The organism is Methylobacterium sp. J-067 (genome assembly GCF_022829465.1).
Lineage (GTDB): Bacteria > Pseudomonadota > Alphaproteobacteria > Rhizobiales > Beijerinckiaceae > Methylobacterium > Methylobacterium litchii.
The window spans coordinates 74,917-89,012 of sequence record NZ_JAKSXZ010000108.1 but is presented as its reverse complement, the minus strand read 5'-3'; the positions used below and the strand labels follow the sequence as shown (position 1 = coordinate 89,012).

13 protein-coding genes and 1 pseudogene are annotated in these 14,096 nt (G+C 69.5%); 11 read left to right on the top strand and 3 right to left on the bottom strand.

Features of this window, described 5'->3' with window-relative positions:
• Positions 1–7: 7 nt before the first annotated feature.
• A complete protein-coding gene (gene fmt / locus MKK52_RS14375; protein WP_243954862.1) occupies positions 8–937 on the top strand; it encodes a methionyl-tRNA formyltransferase in 930 nt (309 codons plus the stop codon).
• Positions 937–1,698, top strand: coding sequence for a tRNA pseudouridine(38-40) synthase TruA (truA, locus tag MKK52_RS14370; protein ID WP_243954860.1), 762 nt, complete (start codon positions 937–939; stop codon positions 1,696–1,698). Before fmt ends, truA begins: the two co-directional genes overlap by 1 nt.
• Here the strand turns inward: truA and dapE are convergent.
• The 3 genes from dapE to MKK52_RS14355 form a co-directional block, all read right to left on the bottom strand.
• Positions 1,680–2,843 carry a succinyl-diaminopimelate desuccinylase gene (gene dapE / locus MKK52_RS14365; protein ID WP_243954857.1) on the bottom strand — a complete coding sequence of 388 codons (1,164 nt, stop codon included), beginning with the start codon at positions 2,841–2,843 and terminating at the stop codon, positions 1,680–1,682. The genes truA and dapE overlap by 19 nt on opposite strands.
• Positions 2,844–2,853: 10 nt before the next feature.
• Entirely contained in the window at positions 2,854–5,169 is a 2,316-nt protein-coding gene (locus tag MKK52_RS14360) for a glycogen debranching N-terminal domain-containing protein (RefSeq protein ID WP_243954856.1), read from the bottom strand.
• Positions 5,170–5,321: 152 nt separating this feature from the next.
• Entirely contained in the window at positions 5,322–6,452 is a 1,131-nt protein-coding gene (locus MKK52_RS14355) for a glycosyltransferase family 4 protein (RefSeq protein WP_243954854.1), read from the bottom strand.
• A 372-nt stretch (positions 6,453–6,824) separates the two neighbouring features.
• Between MKK52_RS14355 and rpmI the strand changes: the two genes are divergently transcribed.
• From rpmI to chrA, 9 genes and pseudogenes are all read left to right on the top strand, one after another.
• A complete protein-coding gene (rpmI, locus tag MKK52_RS14350) occupies positions 6,825–7,028 on the top strand; it encodes a 50S ribosomal protein L35 (protein ID WP_007561407.1) in 204 nt (67 codons plus the stop codon).
• Between the two features lie 49 nt (positions 7,029–7,077).
• The gene (rplT, locus tag MKK52_RS14345; RefSeq protein WP_243954852.1) at positions 7,078–7,458 is read left to right on the top strand and encodes a 50S ribosomal protein L20; all 381 of its coding nucleotides are present in this window, start codon (positions 7,078–7,080) and stop codon (positions 7,456–7,458) included.
• A gap of 148 nt (positions 7,459–7,606) precedes the next feature.
• Positions 7,607–8,689: a phenylalanine--tRNA ligase subunit alpha gene (gene pheS, locus MKK52_RS14340; protein WP_243954850.1), complete on the top strand. Its 1,083-nt coding sequence runs from the start codon at positions 7,607–7,609 to the stop codon at positions 8,687–8,689.
• Between the two features lie 13 nt (positions 8,690–8,702).
• The gene (locus tag MKK52_RS14335) at positions 8,703–8,987 is read left to right on the top strand and encodes a hypothetical protein (protein WP_243954848.1); all 285 of its coding nucleotides are present in this window, start codon (positions 8,703–8,705) and stop codon (positions 8,985–8,987) included.
• Between the two features lie 2 nt (positions 8,988–8,989).
• Complete coding sequence (locus tag MKK52_RS14330) at positions 8,990–9,457, top strand: hypothetical protein (RefSeq protein WP_243954846.1); 468 nt, start codon at positions 8,990–8,992, stop codon at positions 9,455–9,457.
• Entirely contained in the window at positions 9,454–11,874 is a 2,421-nt protein-coding gene (gene pheT / locus MKK52_RS14325) for a phenylalanine--tRNA ligase subunit beta (protein ID WP_243954844.1), read from the top strand. The genes MKK52_RS14330 and pheT overlap by 4 nt, the downstream gene beginning before the upstream one ends.
• Positions 11,871–12,503, top strand: a pseudogene (locus MKK52_RS14320) (DUF1186 domain-containing protein); the annotation flags it as partial. The gene pheT and the pseudogene MKK52_RS14320, both read left to right, overlap by 4 nt.
• Positions 12,501–12,743, top strand: a complete 243-nt coding sequence (locus MKK52_RS27255; RefSeq protein ID WP_409564675.1) for an SEC-C metal-binding domain-containing protein — start codon at positions 12,501–12,503, stop codon at positions 12,741–12,743. The pseudogene MKK52_RS14320 and the gene MKK52_RS27255, both read left to right, overlap by 3 nt.
• Positions 12,740–14,092, top strand: a complete 1,353-nt coding sequence (gene chrA, locus MKK52_RS14315) for a chromate efflux transporter (RefSeq protein WP_243954841.1) — start codon at positions 12,740–12,742, stop codon at positions 14,090–14,092. Before MKK52_RS27255 ends, chrA begins: the two co-directional genes overlap by 4 nt.
• Positions 14,093–14,096: the final 4 nt, after the last annotated feature.

Genomic DNA, 14,096 nt, shown 5'->3' with positions numbered 1-14,096 from the left:
TCCTGCCATGCGCGTCGTCTTCATGGGCACCCCGGATTTCGCGGTGCCGACCCTGGCGCGGCTGGCCGCCGATGGGCACAAGATCGCCGCCGTCTACACCCGCGCCCCGGCGCGGGCCGGGCGCGGCATGGCCTTGCGCCCCTCCCCCGTCCACGCCCTGGCGGACAGCCTCGGCGCCCCCGTGCTGACGCCCTCGACGCTGCGCACGCCGGAGGCCGCCGAGACCTTCGCCGGCCATGGCGCCGATGTGGCGGTGGTGGTGGCCTACGGGATGCTGCTGCCGCAGGCGATCCTCGACCTGCCCCGCCACGGCTGCCTGAACCTGCACGGCTCGCTGCTGCCGCGCTGGCGGGGCGCCGCGCCGATCCAGCGGGCGGTGATGGCGGGCGATGCCGAGAGCGGCATCGGGGTGATGCGGATGGAAGCCGGGCTCGATACGGGCCCCGTCGCCCTGGAGGCGCGGGTGCCGATCACGGCGGGGATGACGGCCGGCGAGTTGCACGATGCGCTGATGCCGGTCGGCGCCGGGCTGATGTCCGATGCGCTTAAGGCCCTCGACGGCGGGGGCCTCACCTTCACGCCGCAGCCCGAGGAGGGCGTGGTCTACGCCCACAAGATCACCAACGAGGAGGCGCGGATCGACTGGTCGCGCGACGCCGCGACAGTGGCCGCCCACATCAACGGCCTGTCGCCCTTCCCCGGCGCCTTTTTGGAGGCCGATCTCGGCAAGGGGCCGGAGCGGGTGAAGGTGCTGCGCGCCCTCCCCGCCGAGGGCAGCGGCGAGCCCGGCACGCTCCTCTGCGGCGAGGCGACCATCGCCTGCGGCGCGGGCGCCGTGCGCCTCCTCGAAACGCGCCGGGCCGGCAAGGGCGGCAGTGCGACCGGCGGCGAGTTCGTGCGCGGCGCGCGTCTGGCACCGGGCGCGCGCCTCGGCTGATGCCCCGCTACAAGCTGATCATCGAATACGACGGCGGCCCGTTTTGCGGCTGGCAGCGGCAGAGCGACGACCCGACCGTGCAGGGCGCCATCGAGGCGGCGGTGACGCGGTTCTCCGGCGAAACTGCCCGCCTCACCTGCGCGGGTCGCACCGATGCCGGCGTTCACGCGACGCATCAAGTCGCCCATCTCGACCTCGCCAAGGAGTGGCGGACGGACACCGTGCGCGACGCGATCAACGCGCATCTGCGCCCGCGTCCGGTGGCGGTGATCGCGGCCGAGATCGTGCCCGAGACCTTCGACGCGCGACATTCGGCGATCCGCCGGCACTACCGCTACCGCATCCTCAACCGACGCAGCCCGGCGGCGCTGACCCGCGCCCATGTCTGGCACGTCCCCTGGCCGCTCGACGCTGAGCTGATGCACGCGGCCGCGCAGCGGCTCACCGGCCTGCACGACTTCACCGCCTTCCGCGCCGCCGAGTGCCAGGCGAACAGCCCCGTGCGCACCCTCGAAAAGCTCGATGTGAGCCGGCAATGGATGGGCCAGCACGGGGAGATCGTGATCGAGACCTGTGCCCGCTCCTTCCTGCACCATCAGGTGCGGGCGATGGTCGGCACGCTGATGCTGGCGGGCTGCTGCCGGCTCTCGGCCGACGACGTGGCCAACATCCTCGCCACGGGCGATAAGACCCGCTGCGGCCCCCTGGCGCCGGCCTGCGGACTCACCTTCGTGGGCGTGGATTACGAGGCCGGGAAGTAGGCGTCGAGCACCCGGCCGTAGATCGCCGTCAGCCGCTCGATGTCGGCCACCGCGACGCATTCATCGACCTGATGCATCGTCTCGCCCACGAGGCCGAACTCGATCACCGGGCAGACATCCTTGATGAACCGCGCGTCCGAGGTGCCGCCCGTGGTGGAGAGCACCGGCGTCAGGCCGGTCTCGGCGCGGATTGCCTCCGAAACGAGGTCCACGAAGGCGTTCGGCCGGGTCAGGAAGGCCGGCGAGTTCGAGGGCTGAAGGTCGAGGAGGTAGCGCACCGAATTGCCGGCAGCCTTGTCGAGGCGGCGGCGGATCTCGGCGCCGAGGCTGTCGGCCGTCCAGTCGTCGTTGAAGCGGATGTTGAACACCGCCCGCGCGGTCGACGGGATCACGTTGGTCGCCGTGTTGCCGACGTCGATGGTGGTGAATTCGAGATTCGAGGCGTCGAAATGCGCGCTGCCGCCGTCGAGCGGTTCGGCGATGAGCGCCGTGGTCAGGCGCAGCAGGCCGGGGATCGGGTTCTCGGCCTTGTGCGGATAGGCGACGTGGCCCTGCCGGCCGAGCACCGTGAGCTTGCCGGTGAGCGAACCCCGCCGGCCGATCTTGATCATCTCGCCGAGCGTGCCGGGATTGGTCGGCTCGCCGAGGACGCAATGGTCGAAACGCTCGTCCCGCGCCCGTGCCCAGTCGAGGAGCTTCACCGTGCCGTTCACGGCCGGCCCCTCTTCATCCCCCGTGATGAGAAAGGCGATGGAGCCGGGAAAGGAACCGCCCCGCTTCTCCACGAAGGCGAGGGCCGCCGCCATCATGCAGGCGACGCCGCCCTTCATGTCGGCCGCGCCGCGCCCGTAGAGCATCCCGCCCTCGATCACCGCGCCGAACGGGTCGTGCCGCCACGCTTGCCTGTCGCCCGTGGGCACCACGTCGGTGTGGCCCGCGAAGGCGAGGCAGGGCCCCTCGCGGCCGATCCGCGCGAACAGGTTCGGCGTGTCGGGATGGCCGGCTTCCGAGAAGACCGGACGCTCCACCGTGAAGCCGGCCTCCGCCAGCGCCCCCGCCACGATGCCGAGCGCCCCCGCATCCTCCGGAGTGACGGAGGGGCAGCGGATGAGGGCCTGGGCGAGGTCGAGGGCGGAGGCGGACACCGGGGACCTCTTACTTCATCACCACCACCCGCGCGTCGCCGTGGCGGCGCATGACGCTCACGGTGACGTCGTCGTCGTAGGATTGGAAGCGCAGGTCGAGCCGCGAATCGCGGAGCTTCACGTTGTACAGCGTCACCCCGTCGAGGAAGCCCGGCAGGATCGGGTTCTTCAACAGGACCCGGTTGCGGTCGTGGTCGAGTTCGAGGCCGAGGCAGGCCGCGAGGAACGCGAAGGGCGCCGCCGCCGCCCAGGCCTGCGGACTGCACGCCACCGGATAGGACACCGGCCCGCGCTGAGGCCGGCGCATGAAGCCGCAGAACAGCTCCGGCAGGCGCTTCTGGTCCTGATAGAGGGAGGTGTCGAACATCCCCTGGAAGATCCGCGCCGCCTCGGCCTTGCGGTCGTAGCGGGCGAGGCCCATCGCGATCAGCGCGTTGTCGTGCGGCCAGATCGAGCCGTTGTGGTACGACATCGGGTTGTAGCGCGCCTCGCCCTTGGCGATGGTGCGCACGCCCCAGCCGTTGAACCCGTCATTGCCGAGCAGGGTCTCCGCGACGCGAGCGGCCCGCTCCGGCTTGGCGATGCCGGTGAACAGGGCGTGGCCGGCATTGGACGAGCGCACGGCGCATTGCTTCTTCGCGCCGTCGAGGGCGAGGGCGTAGGTGCCGATCTCCTCGTTCCAGAAGGCCTGATCGAACTTTTCGCGCAGGCCCTTGGCCTCGGCCGTCAGTTGCTCGGCCATGTCGTCGTGGCCGAGCAGACCGGCGAGCTGTCCCATGCCGTTCTTGGCGGCGTAGACGTAGCCCTGCACCTCGCACAGCGCGATCGGCCCCTTCGCGAGATGGCCGTCCGCGTGGAAGATCGAATCGTGGCTGTCCTTCCAGCCCTGGTTCTCCAGGCCCTTGTCGGTATCGCGGGCGTATTCCACGAAGCCGTCGCCGTCGCGGTCGCCGTACTTGTTCATCCATTCGAGCGCGAGTTCGAGCGCCGGCCAGATGTCGCGGATCGTCTGCAGGTCGCCGGAGACGAGGTAGTATTCCCAGGCCAGCATCACGAAGAGCGGCGTGCCGTCGATGGTGCCGTAATAGTGCCGGAACGGCACTTCCCCGAGCATCGCCATCTCGCCGCGGCGGGTCTCGTGCAGCACCTTGCCGGGCTGCGCGTCGGCGGCCGGATCGACCACCTTCGCCTGCGTGGCGGCGAGGTAGCGCAGCACGCCCCGGCCGAATTTCGGATCGATCCACAGGGCCATCATCGCGGTGATGATGCCGTCACGGCCGAACACCGTGGAATACCAGGGGATGCCGGCGAAGGGGTAGATGCCCTCCGGCGTCCGGCTCGCCAGCATGTAAAGGTCGGCGGTGGCGCGGCAGAGCCCCTCGTTGAACTGGTCGTTCGAGGAGATGATCGTGGTGATGCCGGCAGTCAGCGCCCGCAGGTCGCGGCGGGAATCGCGGTAGGCGCGGGCGAAGATCGTGCCCTCGCCGAGGCCCTTCGGGTGCTTGGGCGAGCCGCCGCCATTGGCCACCTGCGTCAGGCGCGCGGCGGCATCCTCGCCGATCATCGTCTCGGTCGGCGGCTTGGTGAAGGCGCGGTGCGATTCGAACACCACGCGGATGAAGATGGAGGTCTGCGCGCCGGGCGAAAGAGAGATCTCGAACTCGGCCTTGCCGGGCTCCAGCAGGGCGGGCTTCGGCCCGAAATGCAGGCTCGTGGTGCGCACCACGTCATCGAGGCCGACATAGCGGAACTGCACCTCTGTGGGGGTCGCGACCAGCACACCCCGCTTGCCGCGCTCTTTACGGTCGGTGCCGCGCACCTCGAACAGGTCGCGGTAATCAGCGTCGAACGTCACGCTCACGCGCAGGCGGCGGTGCTTGGTGTCGTAGGAGCGCAGACCGATCCGGTCGTAGCAGGCGCCCCGGAACAGGAACTTGGTGCGCTCGATCGCCACCGTCTCGCGGGGGATCGAGGTCTCGTCATGGGCGTCGAGGCGGATGTCCGGCGTGGTCATGTCGACGCTGAGCGCGCCGTTGTCGTCCTGCATGACGGAGGAGAGCATCAGGGGCCGCTGACCCTCGATCTTTACCTCGAGGCGGGAGAGGTAGCGGGTATCCTGGAAGTACAGGCCCTCGGGGCCGGGCTGCACGCCGATGTCGCCATAGGAATCGAGGACGCCGAAGGCCTCGCCGAACTTCAGCGAGCGCAGCGGGCGCTCGACCAGGGAGGTCTGCGCCTCGATGTGATAGGTCGGCAGAACCTCGTCCGCATCCTGAAAGCCGTGGCCGAACGGGGTTTCCGTCGCGAGGTCTGTCTTTGCCGCCATGCAGGCTTCTCCGGGGTGTCGCGGAATCGAGAGGGCCGCCGCATCGGCCTCGATGCGGCGGCCCTGTCTCAAGCAGTCGGATGAGTCGCTTTCGCGACGCTAAGACGGGCGACCGGTCCCTCGCAAGCCCGATGCCGCCCGAATTCGCGTCGTCAGGCCGGGAAAGCCGCCGCCGGCATGGCCGGGCGCGAGGACCCGTTCACGTCGCTCGGCACCGTCTTGAACGTGGCCTTCGGCAGGCGGATCACCTCGGCGGTGCGGGAGAGAAGCTCCTCGTAGGCCGCGACGTACTTCTGCACCATGCGCTCGGCGGTGAAGCCGCCCTCGAAGTGGCGGCGGACGCCCGCGCGGCTCAGGGCCTTCACCTTCGCCACGGCGGCGACGGCATCGTCCATCGAATCGCAGAGCACGCCGCTCACGCCGTCGGCGATGACCTCGGGCACGGAGCCGTTGCGGAAGGCGATCACCGGCGTACCGGCCGACATCGCCTCGATCATCACGAGGCCGAAGGGCTCCGGCCAGTCGATCGGGAAGGCGAGCGCCAGGGCGTTGCCGAGGAAGTCCTTCTTCTGCTCTTCGTTGATCTCACCGATGAACTCCACCAGCGGGTGGTGGATCATCGGCTCGATCACCTCGTTCCAGTAATCCTGGTCCGCCTTGTCGACCTTGGCGGCGATCTTCAGCGGCGTGCCCGAGCGGATCGCCATCTCGATGGCGCGGTCGGGGCGCTTCTCGGGGGAGATGCGGCCGAGGAAGGCGAGGTAGCCGCCCTTCGCCTCGGGGTAGTACGGGCAGTTCTGCGCCGGCAGGCCGTGATGGATCGTGGAGAGCCAGTTCACGTTCGGCGGCATCGGCAGGCGCTGGTTGTCGGAGATCGACACCAGGGGCATGCCCGTGAAGGTGCGGTAGACCGGCATGAAGTCCGGCACGTCGAGGCGACCGTGCATCGTGGTGATGCACTTGTGGTTCATGTCCTCGAACATCGGATACTGCAGCAGATCGATGTGGAAGTGCAGCACGTCGAACTCGTGCGCCCGGCGATGCACCTGATGCAGCATCGCGAGGTGGCTCGCGGTGTGGTCGCGGTAGCCGAGCAGGCGAAGACCCTCGGGGGTGCAGGCCGCCAGCTTCGCCGATGTCTCCGAATCGCCGCTCGCGAACAGGGTCACGTCATGGCCCTGGCGAACCAGTTCTTCCGTGATCCAGCTGACGACACGCTCGGTGCCGCCGTAGAACTTCGGAGGGACCGCCTCCGAGAGCGGAGCAATCTGAGCAATGCGCACGAAGTGTCTCCTTAGTGACCGACTTTGGACGGGGATCTACCGAGATCGGCCTGAGCGGGACATGAATGAAACAGAAAGCCAAGGTTATGGTTCCTGAGCCCCCCACGTCACGGCTGCGTGACCCCTCCAGGCGGCCCCTTCCCCGCTTTCCCCGGCATCCCTCCTGCCCGAGAAACCGGCTTGCATTTCACGCGCCGTCACGAAGCCGTTGCCGGAACGGGCGGTTTCTGGCATAAGCCGCCCCGCGTTGAACCGCCCGGCCGATCAAGGGCTGCCGTGGCGGTTCATGCTGCTCCTTCAGAAGCATCATCGCGCAAACCCAACCCGGTCCTCGCGGGCCGAGACGGCGTTTCGCGCAACCAGGAGAGCCAAATGCCCAAGCTGAAGACCAAATCGGGCGCGAAGAAGCGCTTCAAGATCACCGGCACCGGCAAGGTGATGTACGCCCAGGCCGGCAAGCGCCACGGGATGATCAAGCGGACGACGAAGCAGATCCGCAACCTGCGCGGCACGACGACCCTGTTCGAGGGCGACGCCGCCAACGTGAAGAAGTACTTCCTGCCGAACGCGCGGTAAGTCTTCCCACCAGCCGATACTGTTTCAGTCGAAATCCAGGAGATAACCGATGGCCCGCGTCAAACGCGGCGTGACCTCTCACGCCAAGCACAAGAAAGTCCTGAAGGCCGCCAAGGGCTATTACGGCCGGCGCAAGAATACCATCCGGATCGCCAAGCAGGCGGTCGAGAAGGGCATGCAGTATGCCTACCGCGACCGGAAGAATAAGAAGCGCACGTTCCGCGCCCTGTGGATCCAGCGCCTCAACGCCGCCGTCCGCGAGCAGGGCCTGACCTATTCCCGCTTCATCAATGCCCTGGCGAAGGCCGGCATCGTGGTGGACCGGAAGGCCCTGTCCGAGCTCGCCATCCACGAGCCGGCCGCGTTCGCCGCCGTGGTGGAGAAGGCCAAGGCCGCGATGCCCGCCCAGCCGGAGAAGAAGGCCGCCTGAGCGGACCCTTCGCTGACGAAACGGAAGGCGCGGTGCCCGAGGGGTGCCGCGCCTTCGTCGTTTTTGGAGCCGCGCGGCTTGCATGAATGCGAGCGGCGCGCAAAAGCACACCCGTCGGCGGCACGGCCCCCGCGATCCGAATGAAGCGATGACCGATCTCGACAGCCTCGAACGCGATCTCCTGGCCCAGGTGTCCGCCGCCCCCGACGAGGGCGCCCTCGACGCCGTGCGCGTGGCCGCCCTGGGCAAGAAGGGCAGCGTCTCCGAACTCCTGAAGACGCTGGGCGCGATGACGCCGGACGAGCGCAAGGAGCGCGGCCCGCTCATCAACGGCCTGCGCGACCGGGTCGCCACCGCCCTCACGGCACGCAAGACCGGCCTCGCGGAAGCGGCCCTCGAAACGCGGCTCGCCTCCGAGCGGATCGACGTCACCCTGCCGGGCCGGGAGGCGCCCGAGGCGCGCGGGCGCATGCACCCGATCAGCCAGGTGATCGACGAAGTGACGGCGATCTTCGCCGACATGGGCTTCGCGGTGGCCGAAGGGCCCGACATCGAGACGGACGAGCTGAACTTCACCGCCCTGAACTTCCCGCCGGGCCATCCGGCGCGGGAGATGCACGACACGTTCTTCCTGGCGCCCGACGCCAACGGCAAGCGCAAGGTGCTGCGCACGCACACCTCGCCGGTCCAGATCCGCACCATGCGGAGCCAGCAGCCGCCGATCCGGGTGATCATCCCCGGCCGCACCTACCGGCACGATTCCGACCAGACCCACACGCCGATGTTCCATCAGGTCGAGGGGCTGGTGATCGACACGGCAGCCAACATCGCCTCCTTGAAATGGGTCCTCGAAGAGTTCTGCAAGGCGTTCTTCGAGGTCGATCAGGTCAAGATGCGCTTCCGCCCCTCGTTCTTCCCCTTCACCGAGCCCTCGGCGGAGGTGGACATCCTGTGCTCGCGCAAGGGCGGCGAGATCCGCTTCGGCGAGGGCACCGACTGGCTGGAAATCCTCGGCTGCGGGATGGTCCACCCGAACGTCCTGCGCAATTGCGGCCTCGACCCGGACGTGGTGCAGGGCTTCGCCTTCGGCGTCGGCCTCGACCGTATCGCCATGCTGAAATACGGGATGCCCGACCTGCGGCCGTTCTTCGAGGCGGATGTCCGCTGGCTGGATCATTACGGCTTCCGGCCCCTCGACGTGCCGAGCCTCGTGGGCGGGCTGACGGGGTGAGCGGAGCGGCACGATGACAGACCAGGAGTTGCATACGGTCGTCTCCGGCATCCTGCGCAGCCGTGTGCCCGACGCCGGCTTCCAGGGCGTCGAGGTCAGGTCTGGTCTCGACTCGGGCGGCGAGCCGGTGATCCACGTCGTGGCCCACTACCGGCGGCGGCCGAACGTGAAGCCCGACCCGCTGTTGGCGGTCGGCCCGGTGCTCCAGTCCGAACTGTTCGCCCGGGGTGAAGACCGTTTCATCCTGCTGAAGAACGAAGTCGATGAGGAGCAAGACGTCGGCGAGGACATCGACTGACCATGCCCTCGATGATCGACTCCATGCTGAGGCAGGCGGCCGACCTCGTCGAACGGAACCCGCGCAGTTCGGCGGCGAAGCGTCGTGCGGTCAGTTCCGCCTACTATGCCGCCTTCCACCAGCTCCTGGCGCTCTGCGCCGGCAGCATCCTTCCCGACGGGGACGTGGGTACGCCGGAATTCGAGCGGGTGTACCGCACCCTCGATCACGGGACATTGCGGCACGCCTTCACTGCGGCTCCCCTTCGGTCGAACCCGGTGCTCAGTCCCATCGGCTTCGGGTTCGTCCAGTTGCAGGAAGCCCGAATCAAGGCGGACTATTCGCCGCCCCGCCGCAATCTGTTCTCGCTCGCCGAGGTCACCGAGTACCTCGCGCGGGCCAGTGCCCTCGTCAGCGCCCTGACCGAGTTGGATGACCCGGATCGTCGCGTCCTCGTCGTTCATCTCCTCTTCCCGAGCCGCAAGAAATGAAATTCACCCTCTCCTGGCTCAAGGATCACCTCGAGACCGAGGCGTCCCTCGACACCGTCGCCGAGACCCTGACCCGCATCGGCCTGGAGGTCGAAGGGATCGAGGACAAGGCGGCGACTCTGAAGCCCTACGTCATCGCCCACGTCCTCACCGCCGAGCAGCACCCGAACGCCGACCGGCTGCGGGTCTGCTCCGTGGATACCGGCGAGGGCGCGCCGGTGCAGGTGGTCTGCGGCGCGCCGAACGCGCGGGCGGGGATGCGCACCGTGTTCGCGCCCCCCGGCACCTACGTGCCCGGCAAGAACATCACCCTGTCGGTGGGCACCATCCGCGGCGTCGAGAGCCGGGGCATGCTGTGCTCGGCCGCCGAACTCGGCCTCGGTGAGGACCATGACGGCATCATCGACCTGACGACCGACGCCCCCGCCGGCACGCCCTATGCCGCCTTCGCGGGGCTGGACGACCCGGTCATCGAGATCAACCTCACCCCGAACCGGCCGGATTGCACCTCGATCTACGGCATCGCCCGCGACCTCGCGGCGGCGGGGCTCGGCGTGCTGAAGCGCGAGACCGCGACCCAGATCCGGGGCGAAGGTCCCTGCCCCGTGTCGGTCGTCCGTGACTTCGCGCCGGAGGATGCCGGCCTGTGCCCGATGTTCGCCCTACGCCTCGTGCGCGGCGTCCGGAACGGCCCCTCGCCCGAGTGGATGCAGGCTCGGCTCCGGGCCATCGGGCTCCGGCCGATCAACGCCCTGGTGGACATCACCAACTACATCACCTTCGACCGGGGCCGCCCGCTTCACGTCTTCGACGCCGCCAAGGTGAAGGGCGCGCTCACCATCCGCAGGGCGAAGGCGGGGGAGACGCTGCTTGCCCTCGACGGCAAGACGCACACACTGACCGACGACACCGTGGTGATTGCCGACGAGGCCGGCGTCGAATCCATCGCCGGCATCATGGGCGGCGAGGCCTCGGGCTGCGACGAGACCACCACCGACGTGCTGATCGAATCGGCCCTGTGGGATCCCGCCAACATCTCCCAAAGCGGGCGGCGGCTCGGCATCGTCACGGATGCCCGCTACCGCTTCGAGCGCGGCGTCGATCCGCTTTCGACCGTTCCGGGCCTCGACCTCGCGACGCAACTCGTCCTCGACCTCTGCGGCGGCACCGCCACCGAGGCGAGCGTCAGCGGCGAGCCGCCGGAGACGGAGCGGATCATCGACTTCCCCTGGACCGAGGTGCGCCGCCTCGCCGGGCTCGACCTGCCCCGGCCCGAGATGAAGGTGACGCTGGAGGCCCTGGGCTTCCACGTTTCCGGCACGGGCGACCGGGTGAAGGTGCTCACCCCGTCCTGGCGGCCGGATGTCGAGGGCAAGGCCGACCTCGTGGAGGAGGTGATCCGCATCGCCGGCCTCGACCGGATCGAGGCGAAGCCGCTCCCCCGCCCGCCGGGTGTCGGCCGCCCGCTGCTCACGCCCATGCAGAAGCGCACCCGCACCGCCAAGCGTGCGCTGGCGAGCCGTGGCCTGATGGAAGCGGTGACGTGGTCCTTCATCCCCCACGCCGACGCGACGCTGTTCGGCGGTGGCGGGGCGGACCTGAAGCTTGCCAACCCCATCGCCTCCGACCTGTCGGACATGCGCCCGAGCCTTGTGCCGGGGCTCCTGCGCGCCGCGCAGCGCAACGCCGACCGAGGCTACCCCGACGCCGCCCTGTTCGAGGTCGGCCAGTGCTTCGCCAACGACCAGCCCGAGGGCCAGACCACCCGCGCGGCGGGAATCCGGCGCAACACGGCCGCCCTCCTCGGTGCCGGCCGGCACTGGGACGGCGCAACCCGCACCGTCGATGCCTTCGACGCCAAGGCCGACGCGATGGCGCTGCTCGCCAGCCTCGGCATCCCGACCGGCGGCTTGCAGGGTACGGCCGGCGGCCCGGCCTGGCTGCATCCCGGCCGCTCCGGCACCCTACGCTTCGGGCCGAAGACCGAGATCGGCTGGTTCGGCGAGGTCCACCCGCGCACGATGCAAGCCCTCGACCTGAAGGGCAGCCTCGTGGCCTTCGAGCTGATCCTCGATGCGCTGCCGCTGCCCAAGCACAAGCCGACCAAGGCGAAGCCGGCCCTCGCCCTCTCGGAGTTCCAGCCGCTGACCCGCGACTTCGCCTTCGTGGTGGGCCGCGACGTCCCGGCGGGCGATGTCGTGAAGGCCGCCCAGAACGCCGAGCGCAAGCTCATCGCCGGGGTCGAGGTGTTCGACCTCTACGAGGGGCCGGGCGTGGCCGAGGGGTCGAAGTCCATCGCCGTGGCGGTGCGACTGCAGCCCATCGACAAGACGCTGACGGACGCGGAGATCGAAGCGGTGAGCGCCAAGATCGTCGCCGAAGTCGCCAAGCGCACCGGGGCGAGCCTGCGCGCATGACGCCGCTCTCCGCGCTCATCGAGGATCTGGCGGCGGCGATCCACCTGCCGGCGCCGGCCCTGCGCAAGGCGCTGGAGCATCCCGAAGCCGTCGCCGCGGCGACCTTGCCGCTGCTGAACGCGGCGGCCGAGGGCGAGGAGATCGACCAGGGACAGGCGAACCTCGTCTTCTGGGGCCTGCACCTCATGGCCTCGGCGCGGGACACGCGCGCCCTGGCGCCGCTCCTCGGCTTCCTGCGCCAGGATAGCGAGTTCGTCGATGCGGTGCTGGGCGACGCCGTGACGGCGACGCTCTCGCGGGTTCTCGCGAGCCTCTACGACGGGCAGGCCGAGCCGCTGTTCCGCCTGATCCTCGATTCGAGCCTGGACGACGGTATCCGCGAGGCCATCCTCGCCGCTTGCACCTTCCTGTGCCTCGACGGCCGGATCGACCGCGACGCCCTGCACCGGGTGCTGGTGCGCTTCGATGACGCCAAGGCGTCGATCGAGGGCGCTATCGGCTGGACCGCCTGGGAGGAGGCCATCGCCACCCTGGGCTTCCGCGACCTCGCCCCGAGGGTCGAGGCGGCGCGTAAGGACGGGCGGATCGACCCGGAGCACAGCGACGCCGACTGGTTCAAGGAGACCCTGCGCGAGGCCGAGCGCCACCCGCACGACCGGGAGCGCCTTCCGCCGGACCTCTATGGCTATCTTGACGACCCCGTCGCCGCCCTCGAATGGACCCGCGAGGGCTATGGCGAGCCCCAGCGCAACCCGTTCAAGGATGTCGGCCGGAACGACCCCTGCCCCTGCGGCTCCGGCCAGAAGTTCAAGAAATGCTGCCTCGGCAAGGTCGAGACCGAGGCGCCCTGGATGCCACCCGCCTCATGACGGAGCCGCCGTCCCACGGAGTGAGTCTGCGCGAGGCGACCTCCGTGTGGGCGCGGATCGCCGCCCTGTCCTTCGGCGGGCCGGCGGGGCAGATCGCGGTGATGCACCGGATCGTCGTGGAGGAACGGCGCTGGGTCGATGAGGGCCGCTTCCTGCATGCCCTCAACGTCTGCATGTTGCTCCCCGGCCCGGAGGCGCAGCAACTCGCCACCTATCTTGGCTGGCTGATGCACCGGACGCTCGGCGGAGTGATCGCCGGGGTTCTGTTCGTGCTGCCGGGCGCCGTGTCGGTCATGGCGCTGTCGATCATATACGCCTTGTACGGTCAGGTGCCGGCCATCGGCGCGCTGTTCTTCGGACTCAAGGCCGCCGTGCTGGCCATCGTGCTCCAGGCGGTGCTGCGGGTGGGCCGCCGGGCGCTGCGGAGCCGGGCGCAATGGGCGCTGGCCGCCGCCTCGTTCCTCGGCATCTTCCTGTTCGGCATCCCCTTCCCGCTGATCGTGCTGGGCGCGGGGCTGATCGGCTTCGTCGTGGCCCGCGCCGGCTCGACGGCCTTCGCGGGCACGGCGTCCCCAGCCGAGGCCACGAGCCTGCTCGGCGATTCACTCCCTGCCCATACCCGCGACCGGCGCGCGGCCTTCCGCATCGCCGCGATCTGCCTCGCCCTGTGGCTGGTGCCGGTGGGGGCGATCCTCCTGACGCTCGGCTCCGGCGACGTGTTCGCCCGCATCGCGACCTTCTTCTCGACCATGGCCGTCGTGACCTTCGGCGGAGCCTACGCCGCCCTCGCCTACGTGGCGCAGCAGGCGGTGGAGAGCTTCCACTGGCTCTCGGCGCGGGAGATGCTCGACGGGCTCGGCCTTGCGGAGACGACGCCGGGGCCGCTCATCATGGTGATGCAGTTCGTGGCCTTCATCGGGGCCTATCGCAACCCGGGCGATCTCGCGCCGCTGGTGGCGGGCATCTTCGGCGGGCTGCTCGCCACATGGGTGACGTTCGTGCCCTGCTTCCTGTTCGTGTTCCTCGCCGCCCCCTTCGCCGAGGCGTTGCGCGGCAATCCACGGGTGGTCGGCGCGCTGAACGCCGTCACGGCGGCGGTTGTGGGGGTGATCCTCAACCTCGCGGTCTGGTTCTCCCTGCACACGATCTTCCGGGAGGTGCAGTCCGTGCGCGCACCCGGCCTCGCCTTCGACGTGCCGGTCCTGTCGAGCCTCGATCCGGCGGCGCTCGTCCTGTCGCTCGCCGCCATCGTCGCGACGCTGCGGTTCGGCGCGGGGCTCGCCACCGTCCTCGGCGGCTGCGCGGCGGCGGGGCTGCTGCTCCACCTCGCCGGCTACGCGACGGGCTGACCAC

Bases quoted from the DNA above. Each gene is read 5' to 3' on its own strand.
- truA (WP_243954860.1), top strand. From the start codon at position 937: ATGCCCCGCTACAAGCTGATCATCGAATACGACGGCGGCCCGTTTTGC.
- rpmI (WP_007561407.1), top strand. From the start codon at position 6,825: ATGCCCAAGCTGAAGACCAAATCGGGCGCGAAGAAGCGCTTCAAGATC.
- fmt (WP_243954862.1), top strand. From the start codon at position 8: ATGCGCGTCGTCTTCATGGGCACCCCGGATTTCGCGGTGCCGACCCTG.
- rplT (WP_243954852.1), top strand. From the start codon at position 7,078: ATGGCCCGCGTCAAACGCGGCGTGACCTCTCACGCCAAGCACAAGAAA.
- MKK52_RS14330 (WP_243954846.1), top strand. From the start codon at position 8,990: ATGCCCTCGATGATCGACTCCATGCTGAGGCAGGCGGCCGACCTCGTC.
- MKK52_RS14360 (WP_243954856.1), bottom strand. From the start codon at position 5,169: ATGGCGGCAAAGACAGACCTCGCGACGGAAACCCCGTTCGGCCACGGC.
- pheT (WP_243954844.1), top strand. From the start codon at position 9,454: ATGAAATTCACCCTCTCCTGGCTCAAGGATCACCTCGAGACCGAGGCG.
- pheS (WP_243954850.1), top strand. From the start codon at position 7,607: ATGACCGATCTCGACAGCCTCGAACGCGATCTCCTGGCCCAGGTGTCC.
- chrA (WP_243954841.1), top strand. From the start codon at position 12,740: ATGACGGAGCCGCCGTCCCACGGAGTGAGTCTGCGCGAGGCGACCTCC.
- MKK52_RS14335 (WP_243954848.1), top strand. From the start codon at position 8,703: ATGACAGACCAGGAGTTGCATACGGTCGTCTCCGGCATCCTGCGCAGC.